Annotated in this window: 20 protein-coding genes; 8 read left to right on the forward strand and 12 right to left on the reverse strand. The window is 65.5% G+C overall.

All coding sequences use genetic code 11. From position 1 onward, the window contains the following. Positions 1 to 64: 64 nt before the first annotated feature. Both E2484_RS08575 and gatD read right to left on the reverse strand, forming a co-directional pair. Positions 65 to 1,021: a GNAT family N-acetyltransferase gene (locus E2484_RS08575; protein ID WP_137284784.1), complete on the reverse strand. Its 957-nt coding sequence runs from the start codon at positions 1,019 to 1,021 to the stop codon at positions 65 to 67. A 6-nt stretch (positions 1,022 to 1,027) separates the two neighbouring features. Beyond that, positions 1,028 to 2,275, reverse strand: a complete 1,248-nt coding sequence (gene gatD, locus E2484_RS08580) for a Glu-tRNA(Gln) amidotransferase subunit GatD (protein ID WP_137284785.1) — start codon at positions 2,273 to 2,275, stop codon at positions 1,028 to 1,030. Positions 2,276 to 2,422: 147 nt separating this feature from the next. Here gatD and E2484_RS08585 point away from each other — a divergent pair, with 147 nt between their 5' ends. Beyond that, entirely contained in the window at positions 2,423 to 2,740 is a 318-nt protein-coding gene (locus E2484_RS08585) for a hypothetical protein (protein WP_137284786.1), read from the forward strand. 53 nt (positions 2,741 to 2,793) lie between these two features. Then, entirely contained in the window at positions 2,794 to 3,285 is a 492-nt protein-coding gene (locus tag E2484_RS08590) for a hypothetical protein (RefSeq protein WP_137284787.1), read from the forward strand. Between the two features lie 10 nt (positions 3,286 to 3,295). On the opposite strand, the gene E2484_RS08595 is transcribed toward E2484_RS08590, so the two are convergent. From E2484_RS08595 to E2484_RS08605, 3 genes are all read right to left on the reverse strand, one after another. Further along, positions 3,296 to 4,039: an ArsR/SmtB family transcription factor gene (locus E2484_RS08595; RefSeq protein WP_137284788.1), complete on the reverse strand. Its 744-nt coding sequence runs from the start codon at positions 4,037 to 4,039 to the stop codon at positions 3,296 to 3,298. 109 nt (positions 4,040 to 4,148) lie between these two features. Next, positions 4,149 to 5,141, reverse strand: coding sequence for a DUF7096 domain-containing protein (locus E2484_RS08600; protein ID WP_137284789.1), 993 nt, complete (start codon positions 5,139 to 5,141; stop codon positions 4,149 to 4,151). A 115-nt stretch (positions 5,142 to 5,256) separates the two neighbouring features. Next, entirely contained in the window at positions 5,257 to 5,904 is a 648-nt protein-coding gene (locus tag E2484_RS08605; protein WP_137284790.1) for a DUF1405 domain-containing protein, read from the reverse strand. 305 nt (positions 5,905 to 6,209) lie between these two features. Between E2484_RS08605 and E2484_RS08610 the strand changes: the two genes are divergently transcribed. Continuing rightward, positions 6,210 to 6,539 carry a transcription factor S gene (locus E2484_RS08610; RefSeq protein ID WP_137284791.1) on the forward strand — a complete coding sequence of 110 codons (330 nt, stop codon included), beginning with the start codon at positions 6,210 to 6,212 and terminating at the stop codon, positions 6,537 to 6,539. Between the two features lie 101 nt (positions 6,540 to 6,640). On the opposite strand, the gene E2484_RS08615 is transcribed toward E2484_RS08610, so the two are convergent. Next, positions 6,641 to 7,030, reverse strand: coding sequence for a DCC1-like thiol-disulfide oxidoreductase family protein (locus tag E2484_RS08615; RefSeq protein ID WP_137284792.1), 390 nt, complete (start codon positions 7,028 to 7,030; stop codon positions 6,641 to 6,643). A 249-nt stretch (positions 7,031 to 7,279) separates the two neighbouring features. Between E2484_RS08615 and E2484_RS08620 the strand changes: the two genes are divergently transcribed. Beyond that, positions 7,280 to 8,281 (forward strand): terpene synthase family protein, encoded by a 1,002-nt coding sequence (locus E2484_RS08620; RefSeq protein WP_137284793.1) that lies wholly within the window; start codon positions 7,280 to 7,282, stop codon positions 8,279 to 8,281. Positions 8,282 to 8,283: 2 nt separating this feature from the next. Here the strand turns inward: E2484_RS08620 and E2484_RS08625 are convergent, their stop codons facing one another. After that, positions 8,284 to 9,807, reverse strand: coding sequence for an RAD55 family ATPase (locus E2484_RS08625; protein ID WP_137284794.1), 1,524 nt, complete (start codon positions 9,805 to 9,807; stop codon positions 8,284 to 8,286). Between the two features lie 194 nt (positions 9,808 to 10,001). Here E2484_RS08625 and ppc point away from each other — a divergent pair, with 194 nt between their 5' ends. From ppc to E2484_RS08640, 3 genes are all read left to right on the forward strand, one after another. Further along, positions 10,002 to 12,695 carry a phosphoenolpyruvate carboxylase gene (gene ppc, locus E2484_RS08630; protein ID WP_137284795.1) on the forward strand — a complete coding sequence of 898 codons (2,694 nt, stop codon included), beginning with the start codon at positions 10,002 to 10,004 and terminating at the stop codon, positions 12,693 to 12,695. Between the two features lie 182 nt (positions 12,696 to 12,877). Further along, the gene (locus E2484_RS08635) at positions 12,878 to 13,438 is read left to right on the forward strand and encodes a hypothetical protein (protein WP_137284796.1); all 561 of its coding nucleotides are present in this window, start codon (positions 12,878 to 12,880) and stop codon (positions 13,436 to 13,438) included. A gap of 46 nt (positions 13,439 to 13,484) precedes the next feature. Continuing rightward, positions 13,485 to 13,997: a hypothetical protein gene (locus E2484_RS08640; RefSeq protein WP_137284797.1), complete on the forward strand. Its 513-nt coding sequence runs from the start codon at positions 13,485 to 13,487 to the stop codon at positions 13,995 to 13,997. Positions 13,998 to 14,680: 683 nt separating this feature from the next. On the opposite strand, the gene E2484_RS08645 is transcribed toward E2484_RS08640, so the two are convergent. After that, entirely contained in the window at positions 14,681 to 14,998 is a 318-nt protein-coding gene (locus E2484_RS08645) for a cupin domain-containing protein (protein ID WP_137284798.1), read from the reverse strand. 563 nt (positions 14,999 to 15,561) lie between these two features. Continuing rightward, positions 15,562 to 15,780 carry a hypothetical protein gene (locus E2484_RS08650; RefSeq protein ID WP_137284799.1) on the reverse strand — a complete coding sequence of 73 codons (219 nt, stop codon included), beginning with the start codon at positions 15,778 to 15,780 and terminating at the stop codon, positions 15,562 to 15,564. Between the two features lie 166 nt (positions 15,781 to 15,946). Here E2484_RS08650 and E2484_RS08655 point away from each other — a divergent pair, with 166 nt between their 5' ends. Next, positions 15,947 to 16,645, forward strand: a complete 699-nt coding sequence (locus E2484_RS08655) for an MBL fold metallo-hydrolase (RefSeq protein ID WP_137284800.1) — start codon at positions 15,947 to 15,949, stop codon at positions 16,643 to 16,645. A 35-nt stretch (positions 16,646 to 16,680) separates the two neighbouring features. Here E2484_RS08655 and E2484_RS08660 read toward each other — a convergent pair whose 3' ends face one another. From E2484_RS08660 to pyrG, 3 genes are read right to left on the reverse strand one after another with little or no spacing between them, the layout of a single operon-like run. Beyond that, positions 16,681 to 17,001 carry a DUF7126 family protein gene (locus E2484_RS08660; protein WP_137284801.1) on the reverse strand — a complete coding sequence of 107 codons (321 nt, stop codon included), beginning with the start codon at positions 16,999 to 17,001 and terminating at the stop codon, positions 16,681 to 16,683. 10 nt (positions 17,002 to 17,011) lie between these two features. After that, a complete protein-coding gene (gene guaA / locus E2484_RS08665) occupies positions 17,012 to 17,929 on the reverse strand; it encodes a glutamine-hydrolyzing GMP synthase (protein ID WP_137284802.1) in 918 nt (305 codons plus the stop codon). Continuing rightward, positions 17,929 to 19,584 carry a glutamine hydrolyzing CTP synthase gene (gene pyrG / locus E2484_RS08670; RefSeq protein WP_137284803.1) on the reverse strand — a complete coding sequence of 552 codons (1,656 nt, stop codon included), beginning with the start codon at positions 19,582 to 19,584 and terminating at the stop codon, positions 17,929 to 17,931. The genes guaA and pyrG overlap by 1 nt, the downstream gene beginning before the upstream one ends. Positions 19,585 to 19,701: the final 117 nt, after the last annotated feature.

The following is a 19,701-nucleotide window of genomic DNA, read 5'->3' on the forward strand; positions in this document are numbered from 1 at the left end:
AGCGGGCGAGACGACGAAACGAACGGCGATAACAGTGCCAGCGACCGACCGTCCGGACCGCCGATCACGCCGTCAGGTCGGCACCCAGTACGAAGTCGGGTTCGTCGGAGACTTCGACCCGGGAGAGCGCGACGTCGCTGACGTGTCGCGGGGTCTCGGGAATCAGCACTCGGGTGTGATCGGCCCCGCGGTCGGCGGCGTCGCGGGCGATGGCGTCGAACAGCACTTGGGCACTCTCGGCGTCGGTCCACGCCCCGACGCCGTACTCGACCCACTGCTCGGTCTCGGGGTCGCCGTCGTCGGCGTCCGGGGCCGGGCGCTCGTACTCGCGGACGCGGTGGGCGAACCCGCGCGTCCCGTCGTTCTGGACCACGAACAGGCCGCCGTCGTCGGCCGCGTCGCGGAGGTCCTCGTGGGTGAGTTGGGAGAGCGCCCACGACTCCTCGGGGTCGAGCGCGAGTCCCCGGAGTCGGTCCCGGGCCTCGCTGTCGGTCCAGAACCGCCACGCGGCGTCTGGATTCGCGGTGATTTCCGTCCCGGACGCCGACGAAGCGTCGGCGTTCGGGTCCGGGTCGGAGTCGGGGTCGGGGTCGGGATGCGCCCACCGGAACTCGGTCACGGGGTCGTAGCCCGTGGCCCGCGACTGGCCGAGACCCGCCACGTTCCACGAGAACACCATGTTCCGGGCGACGGTCGCGCCCTGCTCGCGGGCCCACTCGAAGAGGTCTTCGGTGACGGCGACGCTGACGCCGCTCCCGCGGAACTCGGGGTTCACGCGCAGGCCCTGGTTCCACGCCTCCCACTCCGAGAGCAGGACGGTCTGGGCGAGACCCGCCACGTCGCCCTCGACCACGGCGACCGCGGTGCGCCTGTCCTCGCCGTCTATCCAGTCATGGTAGACGTCGGGGATGTAGTCGCCGCCGTCGCGGTCGGGCCACGTGTTCCGGGTGAACGCCGCGATCTCCTCGTAGTCGTCGTGGCGGGCCGCCCGGACTTCCACGCTCGCGTGCGTACTACTCACTGGACCTCACTCCCACGGAACCGACCGGTCGGTTATCTCGCCAGCGATGGGCGTCTGGACGGTCGCCTCGGGGTCGTCGCTGTTCGCCAGCGCCCACATCAGTTTGACCTTCGCGGTGCCGGGGAGCATGTCCTCGCCCTCCACGACGCCCGCTTCGAGCAGGTCCCGGCCGGTGTCGTACACCCGGTCGCAGACCCGGCCTTCGATGCACTGGCTGGTCATGACGACCGTGGTGCCCGCGTCAACGAGGTCGGCGATGCGGTCGGTCCAGTCGGAGTGGACGTGACCAAGTCCGGTGCCTTCGAGGACGAGACCCGCCTTGCCCTCGGCCACGTCGAGCGCCGACTCGTCCATGCCGGGCGTGAACTTCAGTAGTTCCACCTCGGATTCGAGGTCCGGTGCGATGTCCAACTCGGTCTCGCCGCGCTCGGCGTAGTCGCGCCGGAACGAAATTTCGGTCTCGCCGCCGCCGTACTCGACTTCGCCGAGGGGCTTGCGACCCACCGTCTCGAAGGCGTCCCGGCGCGAGGTGTGATTCTTCCGAACGCGCGTCCCGCGATGCAGGGCGCACACGTCGTCGCTCTCGGAGGCGTGCATGCAGACCATGACCTCCGCGGCGTCGGACTTGGCGGCCTCGACCGAGCAGACCGCGTTCATCACGTTGTCCGAGGAGGGTCGGTCGGCCGACCGCTGGCTCCCCGTGAAGACGACGGGGACCGGCGTGTCGAGCATAAAGGAGAGCGCCGACGCGGTGAACTGCATCGTGTCGGTGCCGTGCATCACGACCACGCCGTCCGCTCCCTTCTCGATTTCCTCGTGGACGGCCTCGGCGAGGTCCCGCCACACGTCGGGAGTCATGTTCTCCGAGAGGATGTTGGCCACCACGCGACCCCGGTAGTTGGCTCGGCCCGCGAGGTCCGGCACCGCCCGAAGCACATCCTCGGCGTCGAACTGGGCGGTCACGGCCCCGGTCCGGTAGTCCACCGTGGAGGCGATGGTCCCGCCGGTCGAGATGAGCGAGATGGTCGGCAGGTCGGGGTCGAACTCCACCGCCGACTCGTCGTCGGTGTCGCCCTCCACGATGTCGTACACGTCGCTTTCGAGCACGTCCACGTCGGCTTCCTCGCGGTCGATACCGACGTTGTAGCCGCCCTCTAGCTTGACGACGAGGTTCTGGCTCGTCGATGAGGGGAGCAGTACGCCCTCGTAGGTCTGGTCGGTCCGCTGGACGCGGACGCGGTCGCCGGGATTCATACCTCGGAGTACCGGCGCGCCGGACTTGAAACCATCTCTTCGGCGCGTGGGGAGTTTGCCCGACTCGCGCCGGGTTCCCACCTGGCGGGAATCGTCTCACCCGGTTATGCCAGAAACTCCCCTACACTCATCTAGGAGGGCCAACTCATGAACACGAAACGAAAAGCGGTCCTAGTCGGTCTCGTCAGCGTGACCATTCTCGGCCTCGCACTGACCGCGACGGCAGGCGCTCACCCGACCGACATCGCCGAAGACCCCGTCTCGACTGTCGGACACGTCGGCGATCACTTGGGGTGGCACAACGACTGGGGTGACCACCAGCACGGCGACTACTGGGGTGACCACCCGCACCACGACGAGAGCGCTGGCCATCATCACGATGGCGCTGGTGGCCCGCACGGCGGGCCTGCTGGACCTAACGACGAGCATCACGGCCCGCACGGCGGTCACCACGGCCACCAGTAGATAGCGATGGGTCACGGGAAAGACCCATAACCTCAGCCGACGACAACTCCACCATGCCCCAGCGCTCCGACCAGCGCACCCGCGACTCGCTCGCGGACGACCTCACCGAGACCCTCCAAGACGACGCCACGGAGGAACAATCGCGGTCCTCGTCGTCGTTCGTCGAGCGCCTCCAGCATCGCACGACCAGCGTGTTCTCGCCGCGCGTGTTCTTCTACGCGCTCGTCCTGCTCGGCGGCGGGATGGTCGCCGGGAACGCCTTCATCCCGCTTCCCTTCCTCGACAGTCTCGCGGGACTCGTCGGCGCGTTCGCTGGCGCGTTCGTCCTCGGTCTCGCTGTCGAGCGTTCGACCATCCTCGAATCGGCCGCCGCGGGCGCGGTCGCGGCCGGACTGGCGACCCTTCTCAGCCACCTCACGCTGACGGTCGCCAGCGGTTTCGGCGTCCCGCTCGCGGCGTTCGGCGCGGGGACCGGCCTGTTGGCTGGCGCGCTCGGAGCCTACTTCGGCGGCGACCTCCGAGACGGCCTGACCACCGACATCTAACCATCGCTCCTCACTCGCCCGCCAGCGTCCACTCCTCGTTCTCGTCGCGCTCCACGAGTCCGCGGTCGGCCAGTTCCGCCAGCGACGACTCCACGACGTGGCCGGGGGCCTCGACGGTCCGACTCACCTCCTCGACGGTGGTCGCGCCGCCCGCGACGGCCGCCAGCACTTCGGTGTGGAGGCGACTCTCCTCGTCGCCGTTCAGGGCCTCGCCGAGTCGGTCCTGTACGTCCGCGATACGGCCGTGAACCCACCGCTGTGCCAGCGATAGCTCGCGCTGGAGTTGCTGGAGTTCGTCGAGTTCCGCCGCGAGGTCGGTCGTCGTCTCGACCGCGTCCTTCCCGCCGACGTCGGAGTCCTCTCGGCCCTCTCCGGCGTCTTCCTCCGGTTCGCTCTCGTCGGCTTCGGCGTCGGTCGCGTCGAACTGGACGTTGAGCGAGAGGTAGCGCCATCGACTCGCGTCGAGGCTCGCGCTCGCGGGGTAGGCGCTCTTCATTCCGAACTCGTAGGGCGAGACGCTCACCTCCAGTCGGAGGTTGCGGGAGATGCTGAAGTACTTCCGACGCTGGTCGTCGGTCCGACTCTCGACGAGACCGGCGTCCTCCAGCTTCCGGAGGTGGTCGATGACGGCTTTGGGGCTGACGCCGAGGTACTCGCTAATCTCGGTGACGTAGCAGGGCCGGCGCGCGAGTAGGCGGAGGATGCGTCTTCGGTTCTCGTTCCCGAGGATGTCGAGTAACTCGGCGGAGTCCATTCGCTACCGGAGGTTAGGAATCGCGCGCTCAAAAGCGTGTCTTTCAGTATCGCGTTCGCGCGTCCCGGTAGCCGCCCGTTTACGCGGAAATCGGCGTGCGAAGGGCGAGTTAGCGAGGTGCGAAGGGCGAGCGAGCGAACGCGGCGGTGCGCGTGCCGAGCGCGGTCTCCACCGGTCCGAAGAGTCCGGTCGTCGCCACGTCCGAGAAGGCGGTCGGGGACGGGTTGTCGACGGTCACGGGCGGAGTCGTGGTGGTGGCGTTCGGAATCTCGCCCGTCGTTCCGTCGGTCCCGTTGTCGGCTAGCTGTGAGTCCCCCACGTCGCTGGGCGGCCCGCCGGGGGTGCTCGCGTCCGAGGTGCCGTTGCCGACGCCGTTCGACGGGCCGGTCGTTCCGTTGCTCGCGCCCGCCGCGTCGTTCCCGTTTCCGACGCCGCCGGGCGGGCCGCGCTCTCCGTTCCCGACGCCGTTTCCGGCCTCTATGCCGGTGACGCTGCGCGCGACCGCGGAGATCTCGGGACCGGTCAGGTTCTCCGTCTCGGTCCGGAGCTCGCCCAGAGCCTGGGTGTCGGCGTTCACCTTCTCCGCGCGCTTCGTGGTCGCGCCGATGGCCGATTCGAGAGCGTTGATCTGTCCGAGGAGGCGGCTAACCTTCGCTTTGTACGCGGTTTCGCTGACGTTGCCTTCCTCCCGTTCGGCGACGAGTTCGGCCTTGCGCTCCCGGAGGTCGTCGAGTTCGGTGCGGAGTTCGTCGGTTCGACGCTCGACCAGTTGGACTCGCCTCGACTGGTTCTCAGTGCTGTTGAACGACGCGTTCCACATGCCGGTCTCGACAGCACCGCCGACCTCGGCGGTGCTCGACTGCATGAACGACGAGATGTCCGCGCCCAGCGACGCGTTGTCGGTGCTGTTGTTCGCGGTAGATGCCTGCCGGACGTCTGCGAGGACGACGCCCGGTTCGGCCGCGTCGGCCGTGCCGGGGGTGGCCACGTCTGGGGTGGCATCGACGCCAGCGTCGGTCGTTGCGCCCGCCGGAACGGCGGCGGCGGTCAGCCCACCTCCGACGACGAACAGCGCCAACAGAACGACTCGGTAGAGGGTCATCGGTTGGTCCTTTAGCGCCCTGACTTAAAAAGTGAGACATTCGTTCGTTCTGTTCACGGTTGCAATTCGGGGACGGAGAGCGATTCTTAGAGTTTAAAATCGTGTTAGAATCACTTTACGTGCTTCCGTCGGCGACCGAAAGTCGGTCGAACACGCTGGCCGCGGCCGCCACTGCCGTCACGGAGAGCGCGACGGTCGCCGCGGGCAGAAGCAGGCCGGGTTCGTACCGGAGCGGCGGGTGGAGACCGAAGAGGTAGTCGATGGCGTCGTTGGCGAGGAGCGCGACGAGCGTCGTCGCCAGCGCTCCGCGGGTCGTCGCGCCGAAGTACGGGAGGACGTACGCCTCGGCGACGAACCCGAGGTGGGTGACGACGATGAACCAGTACGACCAGAAGGCGTCGGGGTTCCACGGCGGACCGAAGTAGGCCGAGAAGCCGAGGTTGAGCGAGACGAACGTCCAGACGCCGTACTTGACCAGCCACGCGAACGCCAGCGTGTGGAGATACGCTAGTGCCCGATTTGTGGGCGCGTCGTCGAGCGACCGACCGAGGTTCGGCAGGAGCGTGACCAGCGACAGCGTCACCAGAAACAGCGCGGCGGGCGAGTCGGCGTAGAACGGCCAGAGGTAGACCGGAACCTCGGGAAGCGTCTCGACGTAGAACTGCACGCCGACGAGCATCGCCAACACGTTCACGGCCAGCAACCACGCGAGGTTGGGACCGTCTTCGAGGTACCGACGCGCGTATCGCTCCAGCATCGTCATGCAGGAGCGGGGAGCGCCAGCGACAAATGTCTTCCCGGAGCGTGCCGGACGACTCGCCGGGGTCGTCGGCGTGGCCGGCCTCCGACGGCCCGCCGGGTCGCTTTTCGCGAGGTATGGAATCGAAAACGTTTCTCTACCGTGTGTTTCGTTGTCTTTAGGAAACGAATATATTCGTGTGCTCCGACGACGTCGGGACTCGGTGGGGACCCGTGGTCCGACGTGCGCCGGCACGATCTGCGCTCGCTTCGCTCGTGCCGAGCGTGCTGAACGTGGCGCTTATCAGGAACCGTCCGTTAGACCCACTCATGCAATTCTGCGACGAATGCGGCTCCATGATGAAGTCCATGGGGTCGAAGATGGTCTGCTCGAACGACGACTGTCAGGGCACTACCGACAAAGACGAGGAGAAGGCCGCCGAGTTCGTGAGTACCGAGGAACAGGGCGACTCCGAGGTCATCGAGACCTCGGAGGACGCCAACTTCGAGGGGAAGCCGACCGCCGAGGACGTAATCTGCGACGAGTGCGGCCACGGCAAGGCGTGGTACACTATCAAGCAAACCGGCTCTGCGGACGAACCGCCGACGCGCTTCTTCAAGTGTCAGGAGTGCGGCCATCGGTGGCGCGAATACAGCTAACGAGTTTCAACCGGTTCGAGGCGCATCGCCGTCTCGACGTGCCGCCGCTACCTTCTCGCGTTCTTCGTCGCCAACGTCTCGTTCCGAATCCATCGCCGAACCTACTCACCGCGTTCCGACTTCCGTCTGGCCGGCGGCGTTTTCGAGACGACGTTGCCGAGCAGGCCCCGGTGGTCGGCGATCTCCCGATAGACGCGCTCTCGGAAGCGTTCGTAGTCCTCGAAGTTCCGGAGGAATCGGACCACCGGACGCGCACCGTCGCCGACGTCCGACCGGACGAACGCCTGTTCGAGCGACTCGCCACAGGAGTACACCTCGCCGTCCGCGAGCAGGTGCGAACAGTCCTCGTAGTCGTCGGGGAGTCGGTCGCGCTCCACGTCGGTGAGTTCCGCGAAGCCGACGACCCGGAACTCCGACCGCGTTTCGAAGAAGTCGGCCCACCACGTACAGAAACCGCAATCGTCGTCGTAGACGAGCGTAACGTCGCTCATACTCCGACGTAGGAGCGTCGGCAACTAATTCCTGCTGGAACCGAGCGTTCGGCGTCCGACCGCGACCCGGGTCTCGTCGCCGTCGGCCTCCGATTTCGCCGCCGTCGGATTTCGGTCTCGCCGTGGTTCGACTCGGGTCTCGTTATCGTCACAACCCGCTGTACGTTGTCTTCAGTTCGAAGCTTAGAGTTCGATTTCAGCAAACACCAAGGTATAAATATCGGCGCTGAATGTCTGACAGTGGAAACAATGGGAGCGGACGTGACGGAACTCGTCGAGGCAGTAACCTCGTCGGACGGCTCTGCCGAAGTCGAGAACATTTCGGGCCACGAACTGCCGCCCGAAGTTCAGGCGCTGATAGACGAGTACGACACCTTCGCGGGAAGCCGCGACTCGTTTCTCTGGAAGTGGGTTCATCGGCTGACGCCTCACTTCACGTTCTCGTTCGTTCCCGACGAACACGTCACCGACGTTCGGACGGCCAAGACGCTCGCCACGGTTTTTATCACGATTCTCGACGATTTCCTGGAGAAGGACCGCGACAAGGAGACGTTCGACGAGGCCGCCAAGATTCCCTGCTCGGCCTACGAGATGAACGCGGAGCGAGCGGAAGTCCAGACCGAGCAGTTGCGGTTCGCTCGGCGCGTCTGGGACGAACTCCGGAACGTTCTGGACGGTGCGCCGCGGTCGGAGTTCTACTTCCCGCTCTTTCGATTCGACACCGAGCAGGCGGTCAACGCGATAGAGTACTCCTACCTACTCGGGCGCTACCCCGAACTCGGCAACTACCAGGAGTTGACGGTCCACGAGTCGCACAACGTCATGATGTTCGCCTACTCGGACATCGACCTGATGTACTCGCCGGCCCTCCCGACCGACGATCTGGCGCAACTCCGGCGCCTGGTCTGGCAGGCCCAGATGATGGCGCGCATCGGCAACTGGGTGGCGACCTGGGAGCGCGAGATTCACGAGACCGATTTCAGTTCCGGGCCGGTCGTCTACGCGCTCGAAGAGGGACTGCTCACCTACGACGAGTTGGAGCGACTCCGAGACGACCCCGAGTATCAGGACGAGGTGGTCGAGCGACTCCGAGACGCGAACGTCGACGCCGCCTTCTTCGACCGGTGGCAGAGCCACTACGAGGAACTCCAACGCCTCTCCGAGGACCTCTCGTCCGTCGACGCCTCATCGTACGTCGAGGGGATGGAGACGGTCCTGCGGTACTTCATCTGGGGCAAGGGGAAGGTCTAACTTCACTTGGTCGGGCGCGTGACCTGCACGTAGGGCGCGGTTTCGACGTGGTTGACGACTCCCATCGACTTGGTGGTTCCCGCGATGGACTTCTCGGCCGCGATGTACTGGATGTCGTTCTCGTGTTTCCACGTCCGGAACATGTGCTGGGCGTCGTAGACGAAGAACTCCGCGAGATTCGTCTCCATCGTCTCGGGGTTGTGGATGTACGTCACGGTGTCGGCGTCGAACGAGACGTTCTCGCGCGCCCAGTAGTAGAGTTCCCGAACCTGCGGTGCATCGAACCACCGGAGGAACGCCTCGGTGTACACCAGCGCGAGGACCGGCCGGTCGCGTCGGTCCGTGATGTCCCGAAGGACGCGCTTGACGAACTTCATCGACATCGTCGCGCTCATACTCATCAGCCGACTGAACAGTCCGCTGGACGACGCCGTGTAGACGTTCTGATGGTCGGCGTAGGTGCTCCAGACGTTGAACGAGTCCAGGACGAAGAGCGAGTCCGACTCCAGCAGTGCCGGGATGTCGTCCTCGCCGGCCGGGAGCATCGACTCGAACCGACCCGGCGTGAGCGACGGTGACGGAACGAGCCAGATTCCCATGCCGGAGTCGAGCGCGCTGGCGGCCATGCCGACGACCAGTCCGTCAACGAACGCCCGGCCGTCGTGTTCGAAGAGGACGCCGCTTCCCTTCGTGAGACCGCCGCTAATCTGGTCGAGACCCTCGAACCCGGTCGAGATTACGTCGTCGTTCACGCCGAAGTCGTGGGTCCGGTTGTGAGGTGTCAGGAACACGCCCTGCTCGTCGATTCCGAGTTCGTACTCGCGGGTGTCGTGGTCGACGCCGCGCATCTTGACGACCCGGAGGAAGCGACGGGAGTTCCCCTCGACCGGACTCCGACGGAGTCGAACGACGCCGTGGGTCGAGAACTCGAGGACGGTCCGGGGAGCGAGTCGACCGCCCTGGTCCCCGTCGGCGTCGGTCACGAGCGACTCGGCAGTGAGCAGTGAGGTCGCTTCGAACTCGTCGGTGAACAACCGAACGAGGTCGAGGATGGCGCGCTGGAAGAAGTGCGAATCGCTTCGGATACCCGCGAGGCTGGCCGTGCTGTCGAAGACGACCCGGTCGCACGGCGCGAAGCGGGAGAGATACTCCTCGATGTACTGCATCTCGAAGGGAGCGGAGTACCCCTCGCCCAGGACCTCGTCACCGTCCGTGGTCTGCATCGTCAGGTTCTGTTCTCCCTCTTCGATGGTTCGTCCGGTCCGAGCGTGGACGTGGACCAACGTCAGATTCGGATGGTCCAGGTCGAAGTCGAACTGGTCGAACGACGACCGGAGTTCCTCGGCCGTCTGCTCGGTCGAGACGTACAGACACTGGTCGCCGTCCGCCAGTCCGTCTTGGAGAAACTGCATGCCGAGCGTACTCTTTCCGACTCCCGGTCCGCCCGAAATCAGTATCGACCGGTTCTCCGGAAATCCGCCGTCGAGAATCCGGTCCAAAACGTCACTCCCCGTGGAGACTGGCATTTGTCGTAAGTTCTCGTCATCACGACTTGAACTTAACACTTTGTCTCCGTCTATTCGCGCACGAATGTTATGAATTTTAATAATAGGGCGATACACCGTCGGTCGGGCACGGTTCTGAACATATTAACTCGGTAACGAGTGGCAATTTTCACGGATTCCGGACGTTTTAGCCTCGCCAACACGTAGGGTGTGATATGCAACTCCACGCCAGAGACGTACGCCGGGACGTGCGCGAACTCGGTGCACTGCTCGGAGACGTGCTGGAAGCCCAATCCTCGGCGGAAGCGTTCGAGGTAGTCGAGTCGGTCCGAACCGAATCCATCGACTACCGGCGCGGCGACGCCGAAACCCGGGACGCCCTGCGCGCCGAACTCGCCGACCTGCCGCCCGAGCGTGCCGGGGTCGTTGCCCGCGCGTTCGCCACCTACTTCGAACTCATCAACCTCGCCGAGGAGCGAGAGCGCGTCCGGGCGATTCGAGAGGGGTCGCAACACGGGACTCTCGCCGACAGCGTGGCCGAGACCGCCGAGGCCCTCGCCGAATCGGGTGCGGATACCGAAACTGTCCAGCAGGTACTGGACGACGTGTTAGTCGAACCCACCTTCACGGCCCACCCGACCGAGGCCCGCCGCAAGACCGTGAAGGCCAAACTCCGGGCGGTCGCCGACGACCTCGAAACGCTGGACGAGCGCCGACTGACCGACCGCGAGCGGGAGACCGTCGAGCGCGACCTCGAAGCCGAAGTCACGAGTCTCTGGCAGACGCCCCAGGTTCGCCAGCGCAGGCCGGAAGTCACCGACGAGGCGCTCAACGTCCAGTGGTACCTCGAAAACACCCTCTTCGAGGTGGTGGGCGAGGTGTACGACGAACTGGAGCGAGAACTGGGCGAGGAGTTCGGGTCGATGGAGATTCCCAAACTCTTCGAGTTCCGGTCGTGGGCCGGGAGCGACCGCGACGGCAACCCCTACGTCACGCCCGACGTGACCGCCGAGACGCTCGAACGCCAGCGCGAGGTCGTCGTCGCGCGCTACCGCGAGGAGTGCAAGCGGCTCTCGGGGGTTCTCAGCCAGGCCGACCGGAGCATCGCGGTCGGCGACGACCTCCGCGAGCGCATCGAGTCCGACCGCGAGCGTCTGCCGGGAGTCGCCGCGGAGGCCCAGGAGCGGTATCCAGACGAACCGTACCGCCAGAAACTGAAGCTGATGCGCGAGCGACTCGACCGAGTGGACGACGTACGGCCGGGCGGCTACGAAGACAGCGACGAACTGCTGGCCGACGTAGACGCCATCACCGAGAGTCTACGGGCGAACGGCGCGGAGACCGTCGCCGAGGCGAAGGTCGCCCCGTTCCGGCGGCGGGTCGCCACCTTCGGCCTCTCGCTGGCGAGCCTCGACCTCCGCGACCACCAGCAGAACCACACCGAAGCAGTCGTCGAGGCACTGGCCCGCGAAGGCGTCGAGTACGACGAGATGGACGAGGACGAGCGCGTCGAGGTGCTGACCGAGGCCGTGCTACAGGACGAGCCAATCGTCGACGTCACGGACACCGACGGCCTCTCCGAGACCGCGAGTCGAGTCCTCACGCTCTTTTCCCGGACCGCCGACTGGCAGGTCGAGTACGGCGTCGAGGCCATCGACACCTACTGCATCAGCATGACCGAGGAGCCGAGTCACGTCCTCGAAGTCCTCTTCCTCGCGGACCAGGCCGGAATCGTGGACCTGCCGGGCTACTCGGGTCTCGACGTGGTCCCCCTGCTCGAAACCGAGTCGGCGCTCTCGGGCGCGCGCCGAATCATGGGTACGCTGTTCGAGAACGAGGCTTACTCGGCCGCAGTCGAGGCCCGCGGAGGCACCCAAGAGATCATGCTCGGCTACTCGGACTCCAACAAGGAGAACGGCTTTCTGGCGGCGAACTGGAGCCTCTACCGCAACCAGAAGCGCCTCGCGGAGATCTGCGACGACCACGACGTGCGACTCCGCCTGTTCCACGGTCGCGGCGGGTCCATCTCGCGCGGCGGCGGCCCGATGAACGACGCCCTGCTCGCGCTCCCGAACGAGACGGTCACGGGCGAGGTCAAGTTCACCGAGCAGGGCGAGGCCATCGCCGAGAAGTACGCCAACCCCCGAATCGCCGAGCGGAATCTAGAGCAGATGCTCGACGCCCAGATTCGGGCTCGCCACGAGTCCATCCGGGAACCGACCGAGGACGTACCCGACGAGTGGTCCGAGGCGATGGAGACCGCCGCCAACGCCGCGCGCGAGGCGTACCGTGACCTGCTCGAAACCGACGGCTTCGTCTCGTACTTCGAGGACGCGACCCCCATCGAGGTCATCGAGGAACTGAACCTGGGGTCGCGCCCGGCCTCGCGTTCGGGCGAGCGCACGGTCGAGGACCTCCGAGCGATTCCGTGGGTGTTCTCGTGGACGCAGGCCCGGTGTATCCTGCCGGGGTGGTACTCGCTGGCGAAGGGACTCGACGCGTATCTCGATTCCGGCGGTGACGTGGAGACGCTCCGAGAGATGTACGACGAGTGGCCGTTCTTCCAGACGACCCTGGACAACGCCGCCCTCGCGCTGGCCCGGACCGACCTCGAAATCGCGGCCGAGTACGCCCAACTCGCGCCCGCCGACCGCCGGGAGGCGTTCTTCCCCCGAATCGAGTCCGAGTACGACCGGGCGGTCGAACTCGTGACCGACATCACCGAGCGCGACAGTCTCCTCCGGCGGGAGTGGCTCGAAGATAGCTTAGACCGGCGCAACCCCTACGTGGACCCTCTGAACCTGCTTCAGACGCGACTGCTCGCCCAATCGCACCTGACCGACGAAGAAGAGCGTACCCTGCGACTGACGGTCAAGGGTATCGCGGCCGGGATGAAGAACACGGGATAGTCCTACAGCTTCGAGACCGTTTCGTCGAGGTCGGCCGGTGGGACTGATACGTCGGAGGCGTCATCGCCGGAAATCTAAGCTGTTTTAGAAGTCCGCGGAACACCTGTCGGGGTAATCAGATAGGTGCCGTTTCCGGTAGTGGCGACAACGATTACGGACGTCGATATCGTGGTGTGTCTGGGATGAGGAAAACGAACAGCGAGAACGAAATCGACCTCGATAGACGTAGCTTTCTGAAGCAGAGCGCGGTCGGCGCGTTCGGATTCGGTGGCGTGGCCGCACAGCAGGAACCGGACCGGTATCGCTCCACGCGTCGAATCGCTTTCGAAGAACCCGACCGACTCTCGGACGACTGGCGGCAACGACCGCTCCTCCTGACCGACCGGACGAACGACGACCCGGACGTGAGCGATGTAGACGGGTGTGCGTTCAGCAACTGGCCGCCCGAGAAGATGACCATCTGGGAGGGAATCGTCGTGGACGTGAAGGACATCGACGACGTAGCCGGATTCTTCGGCGCGGACCCGACGGTTCGCGCCGAGAAGTTGGTCGAACGCAAGCGAATCTTCGTGGACGAACAGCGGACGCCCGTCCCGCTCGGGACGACGTTCGTCATCAGCGGCGTCGTGGACTGCCCCGGCGAGTATCTCGGCGTGACCGCGACCCAGATACCCGGCATCCGAATCAAGACCGGCCCGGGCGTGAGTACCGGCGAGGCGGCGAACTCGACCGACCAGTCCTGAGATTCGGGAGCGAAGGCTTTTACCCGAGAGGAGGAGACCACGAACCGTGGATTCGGACGAACTGCCGCGCGTGGAGGTGTACCCCGGTCGGGAAGCGGTCGTGGAGTTCGACCCCGACCTCACCTTCGAGTGCGTCGAGGGGTGTACCTGGTGCTGTCAGCACGGCGTCCTCCTCTACGACAAGGACTTCCTCGAACTCGCCGAGCGCGCGGACCTGAGTGCGGCGACGACTCAGTTCCGCGGCGAGGACTTCGTGATTCGGGAGGAGAAGGACCGCGACGACCACGTCGCCGACGACGGCGCGGCCTGCTACTTCCTCCGGGAGGACGGTCTCTGCGAACTCCACGCCGAACACGACTGGAAGCCAGCGCGATGCTCGGTGTTCCCGCTGGAGGTGTACCTCGAAGACGGTGAGATACGGGTCACGACCCGCGACAAGGCGTGGGAACACTGCGAGGGGATGAACGTGAGCGACCGCCGGGTAATCGAGAATCTCGACGCCTTCCTCCCGGAGTACCTCTGGGAACTCGACGACCCGGTCACGAAGCGCGAACTCTGAACGACGAACGTCGCTGTCTCGAAGCCTGGTTTCCGCCAGTTGGTGATACGACTCCTGGGTCCTTCGTGCAGTCACGGGTCTTTCCCTCTAGCCTGCACTAACGACTCGTCCACCCCAGCGTGTGCTGGCGCGACTTCGTACCACGAAGTCGCGCCCACGCACGCGATGTCTTCGGGAGCGAAGCGACTGAAGGCTCGGCAGAGCGTGCCGCTGACGGTGGACGAGTAGCGCAGGCCCGTGGTCGAGCAACGCAGGAGGCCGGGGAGGTGTGAGGCTCTCGCGGTGCAGTGCGGTCTTCCTCGGCTCAAGCAGTAGCTAGCTTTCCGTTCTCGCCGACCGATTCCGCGCTAACGACACGACCCGCCGCTCAAGGAGTCGGGAGTGCCCGTCTCGAACTCGATGGCTCGGCCCTCGCGGGCTACCCGGACTGGCGGTCTCCGGCCCCGACTCCGGACGACCGCGCGAAGCGTCCGGGCGAAGTTGGTTCCGCCTTCGTACTTGAACCTTGGTACGGGCCGTAGGGACGTCTACAGCGGTTTCGTAAAAACACTTTCCATGCTCTAACAATTGTGCTAATACATTATAGAAATAGATAGGATTGCGATAGCGGATACGCTCGGATCAAGTTTGCCCGGCGCGGACCGAGCGTTCTCGAAGGCGTCGAGCGATTCCGGGCCGCGAACTCAGGACGGAAGCGGGCAGAGACTCGCTGTCAGGACGGCAGTCTCGTCGGTCTCGTTGCGCGCGCCGTGGACCACGCCGCGTTCGTGGAGGACCACGCCCGGTGCCTCGATGGACTCCTCGTCGTCGCCCTGTATCACGGTCACGGTGCCGTCGAGGACGTGGAAGACGTTGGTCGCGTCGGCGTGGTCGTGGGCCGAGAGTTCCGCGCCGGGGCCGAGCGCGAACGCCTTCACCAGTACGTCGTCGGTCACGGCCAGTTCCGCGTCGATGACCTCGCCCTCGTCGGGGTCGAGGTCCGGATAGCGGTCGAGTCCCATGCCACGGCAAACGCGCCACCGACTCTTAAAATCCGGTCCACTCTATCCCCGGTCGAGCGTCTGTCCTCGGTTCCGAGTTCAGATTCGGCCGGGGGCCGGGTCCACCCCGGCCGGGCGGCCGCCCCGAGAAAAGCGGGGCGACCGAGCAGATCGCAAGGGATAGCGTAGAGCGGCGGTCGATGGGTGCGGTGTGTGCCTCTGCGACGGTCTCTCGGGAGCGACGAGCGGACGCCGAGGCGGTCGGCTGTCGCGCTGACGGAAACCGGGCCAGTGGGCGGGTCCGGCCCGGCCGGGTGTGTTCGTCGTCGCTCGTCGCGCCGGGATGTGCGGTTGCGGTCGGTCGCGCACCACCGGGAGCGGAACGGTAGTGCGTCGGTCGGTGCGACCGCATCAGTTCCTATGGTCGTATCCCACTTCAACCGGAGTGACCGTCCAGATGGTTCAGACTCGTTCACCGCCGGATGAACGGTCGTGAACAGTTCAATAGGGCCGTGAGGCACTCGTCGCGCACTCGAATAAGAATCGAATCGGGAGGAGAGGAGGCGTCCGACCCGCCGGGGCAACTACGTCCGGTGTTCGCCGACGAAACCGGTCGAGAATGCGATCCACGCCAGCACGCTCACGAACAGAATCGGCGGTAGGATGGCGAATCCCCAGAGCGGGTCGATGCCCCACGCGAGCAGCAGTATCACGTCGAACAGCCCCAACGCCAGAAAGGGCAGGACGGCCAGCGCCGCCCGCTTGCGGTCTGTCGACCCCGAGGACGGGAAACGGTTCTCCATACTCGAACGAGGGGCCCGAACCGACAAAAAGCGTCCGTTCGGCGGCGGATGGAGAGCGTCTCTTTGGCGGTGACTGGAGAACGTCTATTCGTCGTCGGCGGAGAGTCCCCGTCCACCGGCGAGGAGCGGGGACAGTGATTTGGGGTATGGTACCGTACCACTCGATATGGCGACTGCGACCCAACTCGAAGCCAGTCCGGACACCGAGTCGGGCGTCTGGTGGCTCGACCTCGGCGGCGTCAACGCGTATCTCGCCGACGACGACGGCGACCTCGTGCTGGTAGACGCCGGAACCCCGCGGAACGCCGGCGACATCCGGGACGGCATCCACGAAGCGGGCTACCGAGTTACCGACGTGGCGCGCGTCCTCGTCACCCACTACGACCTCGACCACGTCGGCGCGCTGTCGAAACTCGGCATCGACGCGCCGGTCTACGTCGGCCGGGCGGACGCGGAGGTGCTGGTCGGACGCGAAAGACCGGACTGGCGCAACCACAAGGGACTGCTCCAGCGCGTGACCGACCCCCTCGTCTCGGTTCCCGACCTCGCCGTCCGGCCGGTCGAAGACGGCGACGAAATCGGAGGTTTCACCGCCTACCACGCGCCGGGTCACACGCCGGGCCACACCGTCTACGTCGGAGAGTCGCCGAGCGTGGCGTTTCTGGGTGACCTCGTGCGCGAATCAGCGGGCAGACTCGAAGCGTCGCCGTGGGCCATCAGCTACGACACCGACGAAGTAAAGCAGAGCATTCGGCGGGTGGTTCGGGTCGCGCCCGACTTCGAGATGGCCGCGATGGGTCACGGCACGCCCATCATGCGCCGCGGGAGCGAGCGCCTGCGGGAGCTAGCGAACCGGTTAGAGTGAACGAGGGAGCAGAACGCGTTCGGAAGGAGCGGATTTCAGGCGGTCAGTTCCTCGGCGACGGCCTCGGCCGACAGGAGCGCGGGGTCCACGATGAGGTCGGTCTGGCCCCGGGCGAAGTCCGGCAGGTCGGCGTCGGTGTAGACGACGACCCGCACGTCCTCGTTGAGGTCCTTGGCGACCGGGACGACGGTCGCACCTTCGGTCTCGGTCAGGACCAGCGTGTCGGCGTCGGTGATTCCGGCCTCTTCGAGGGCGGGCCGGTTGGCCACGTTCTCGATTCGCGTCAGTTCGACGCCCTCGGCTTCGAGGGCGTCGCCCAGTCCGTCTTCGTCAGGTCCGACGAGGATTGCCTTCATCGTCTCTCCGTCATTCGTACTCGATGGTCGCGGGCGGCTTGTGGGTCACGTCGTAGACGACCCGCGAGACGTTGTCGTTCTGTCCGGTGATGCGACTCTGGATGCGCTGGAGGGTCTCCCAGTCGATTTCCTGCGCTCGGGCGGTCATGCCGTCCCGACTCTCGACCGACCGGACCGAGACGACCCAGCCGTGAACTCGGTTGTCGCCCTTGACGCCGGTCGCCTTGCCGAGGACCGCGGCGAACGCCTGCCACGGGTCGTACTCGTCGAGTTCTTCCTCGACGACGTGGGTCGCCTCGCGGGCGACCTCCAACTTCTCGTCGGTGACTTCCCCGAGGATGCGGACCGCGAGGCCCGGACCGGGGAACGGCATGCGCTCGGAGATTATCTCTTCGAGGTCGAGCGCGCGAGCGACCTCGCGCACCTCGTCCTTGTAGAGGTCGCGCATGGGTTCGACGATGCCCTCGAAATCCACGACCTCGGGCAGGCCACCGACGTTGTGGTGGGACTTGATGGTGCCCTCGCTCTCGATGCGGTCGGGGTAGATGGTCCCCTGAACGAGGTAGTCGGCGTCGGTCTCCTCGGCGACCGTCTCGAACTCCCGGATGAACTGCTCGCCGATGACGTGGCGCTTCTTCTCGGGGTCGGTGACGCCCGAGAGCGCGTCGAGGAACCGGTCTTTCGCGTCCACGATGCGGAGACTGTCCATGTAGGAGAACGTCTCCCGAATCTCGTCGGTCTCGCCCTTCCGCATCAAGCCGGTGTCGACGTAGACCGGGGTGAGTTGGTCGCCGACCGCCTCGTAGGCCAGCGCGGCGGCCGTCGAGGAGTCGACGCCGCCCGACAGCGCGATAACGGCGTTGGCGTCGCCGACCTGTTCGCTAATCTCTGCGACCTTCTCGTCGATGAATTCCTCAGTCTGAACCATTAAGCTTCGACCTCCTCGTGCGTTGCGTTCGTTTCGGACTCGTCGAGTACGGCCTCTAGCAGGCCGACGAACGGCGGACTCGCGCGGGTCGGCCGGGACCGGAACTCGGGGTGGAACTGGGTTCCGACGAAGTACGGGTGGTCGGCGAGTTCCAGAATCTCCATCCGGTTACCGGAGCGACCCGAGAACACGAGACCGGTGTCCTCGAACTTCTCGAAGTATTCGGGGTTGACCTCGTAGCGGTGGCGGTGGCGCTCGGTGCAGGAGGTGCCGCCGTAGACCTGCTCGGCCAGCGTTCCGGCCTCGATTTCGGTCTCGTGGGCACCCAGTCGCATCGTGCCGCCGAGGTCTTCGAGGTCGTACTGCTCGGGCAGGAGATCGATGACCGGGTGGGGCGTGTCCGCCTCTATCTCCGCGGAGTGAGCGCCCTCCAGTCCGAGGACGTTCCGGGCGAACTCCACGACCGCGAGCTGGAAGCCCAGACACAGTCCGAGGTACGGGACGTCATTCTCGCGGGCGTACCGGACGGCCTCGATTTTGCCTTCGGTCCCTCGACTCCCGAACCCGCCGGGGACGACGATGCCGTCGGCCCGCCGGAGGCGGTCCTCGTGGTCGTCGTCCATCTTCTCGGAGTCGACCCAGAGGACGTTCACGTCGACGTTCTTCTCGAGTCCGGCGTGCTTGAGCGCCTCGTTGACCGAGAGGTAGGCGTCTTCGAGGTCGTACTTGCCGACCAGCGCGATGTCGACTTCGCCGTGGGTCTCCTGAGTGACGAGGTTCCGCCACTGGTTGTCGCGTTCGCCCTTGGGAATCGCTTCGTCCGCGAGGTCGAACCGGTCCATCACGTACTCGTCCAGTCCTTCCTCTTCGACCATCAGCGGGACGTGGTAGATATCCTCGACGTCGGGGTTCGAGAACACCGCGTCGGTCGGCACGTCGCAGAACAGCGCTATCTTCTCCTTGGTCGAGGGGTCGAGTTCGTCCTCGCATCGCCCGACCAGAATGTCGGGTTGGAGACCGATACTCCGGAGTTCCTTCACGGAGTGTTGGGTCGGCTTGGTCTTCTGCTCGCCGTTCTTCGAGTAGGGAACGAGCGTGACGTGAGTCAGCAGGAAGTCCTCGTCGTCCTCTTCGTGGGCGAACTGCCGGAGGGCTTCGAGGAACGGCATGCCCTCGATATCGCCCACCGTCCCGCCGACTTCCACGATGCACACGTCGTGGCCCTCGGCGGCCTCGCGGATACGGCGCTTGATATCGTCGGTGACGTGCGGGATGATCTGGACCGTCTTCCCGAGGTAGTCACCCGCGCGCTCCTTCTCGATGACGTGCTGGTAGGTCTTCCCCGTGGTGACGTTGTGGTCGAACGTCATGTCGATGTCGAGGAACCGCTCGTAGTTCCCGAGGTCGAGGTCTACTTCGCCGCCGTCCTTGAGAACGTACACCTCCCCGTGCTGGAAGGGGTTCATCGTGCCCGCGTCCACGTTGAGATAGGGGTCGATTTTGACCGCAGTCACGTCGAACCCGGCGTTGGCGAGCAGGCGGCCGGTCGAGGCGGCCGTGATGCCCTTGCCGAGTCCCGACATGACGCCCCCGGTGACGAATATGAACTTGTTCCCGAGGGAAGGGTCGTAATCAGTTTCCGGTTCTGTCGGCATACTGGGTGTCGGCGGGCGCGATTCAAAACCATTTCGGAGCGCGAAAGAGGGCGACAGATGATGCCACGGTAGGACGGACGACTGGGGGACTGCGACCTCCGAGACCGACCGGAGGGA

It is taken from the genome of Halorussus salinisoli (assembly GCA_005239435.1).
Taxonomy (GTDB): Archaea; Halobacteriota; Halobacteria; order Halobacteriales; family Haladaptataceae; genus Halorussus; species Halorussus salinisoli.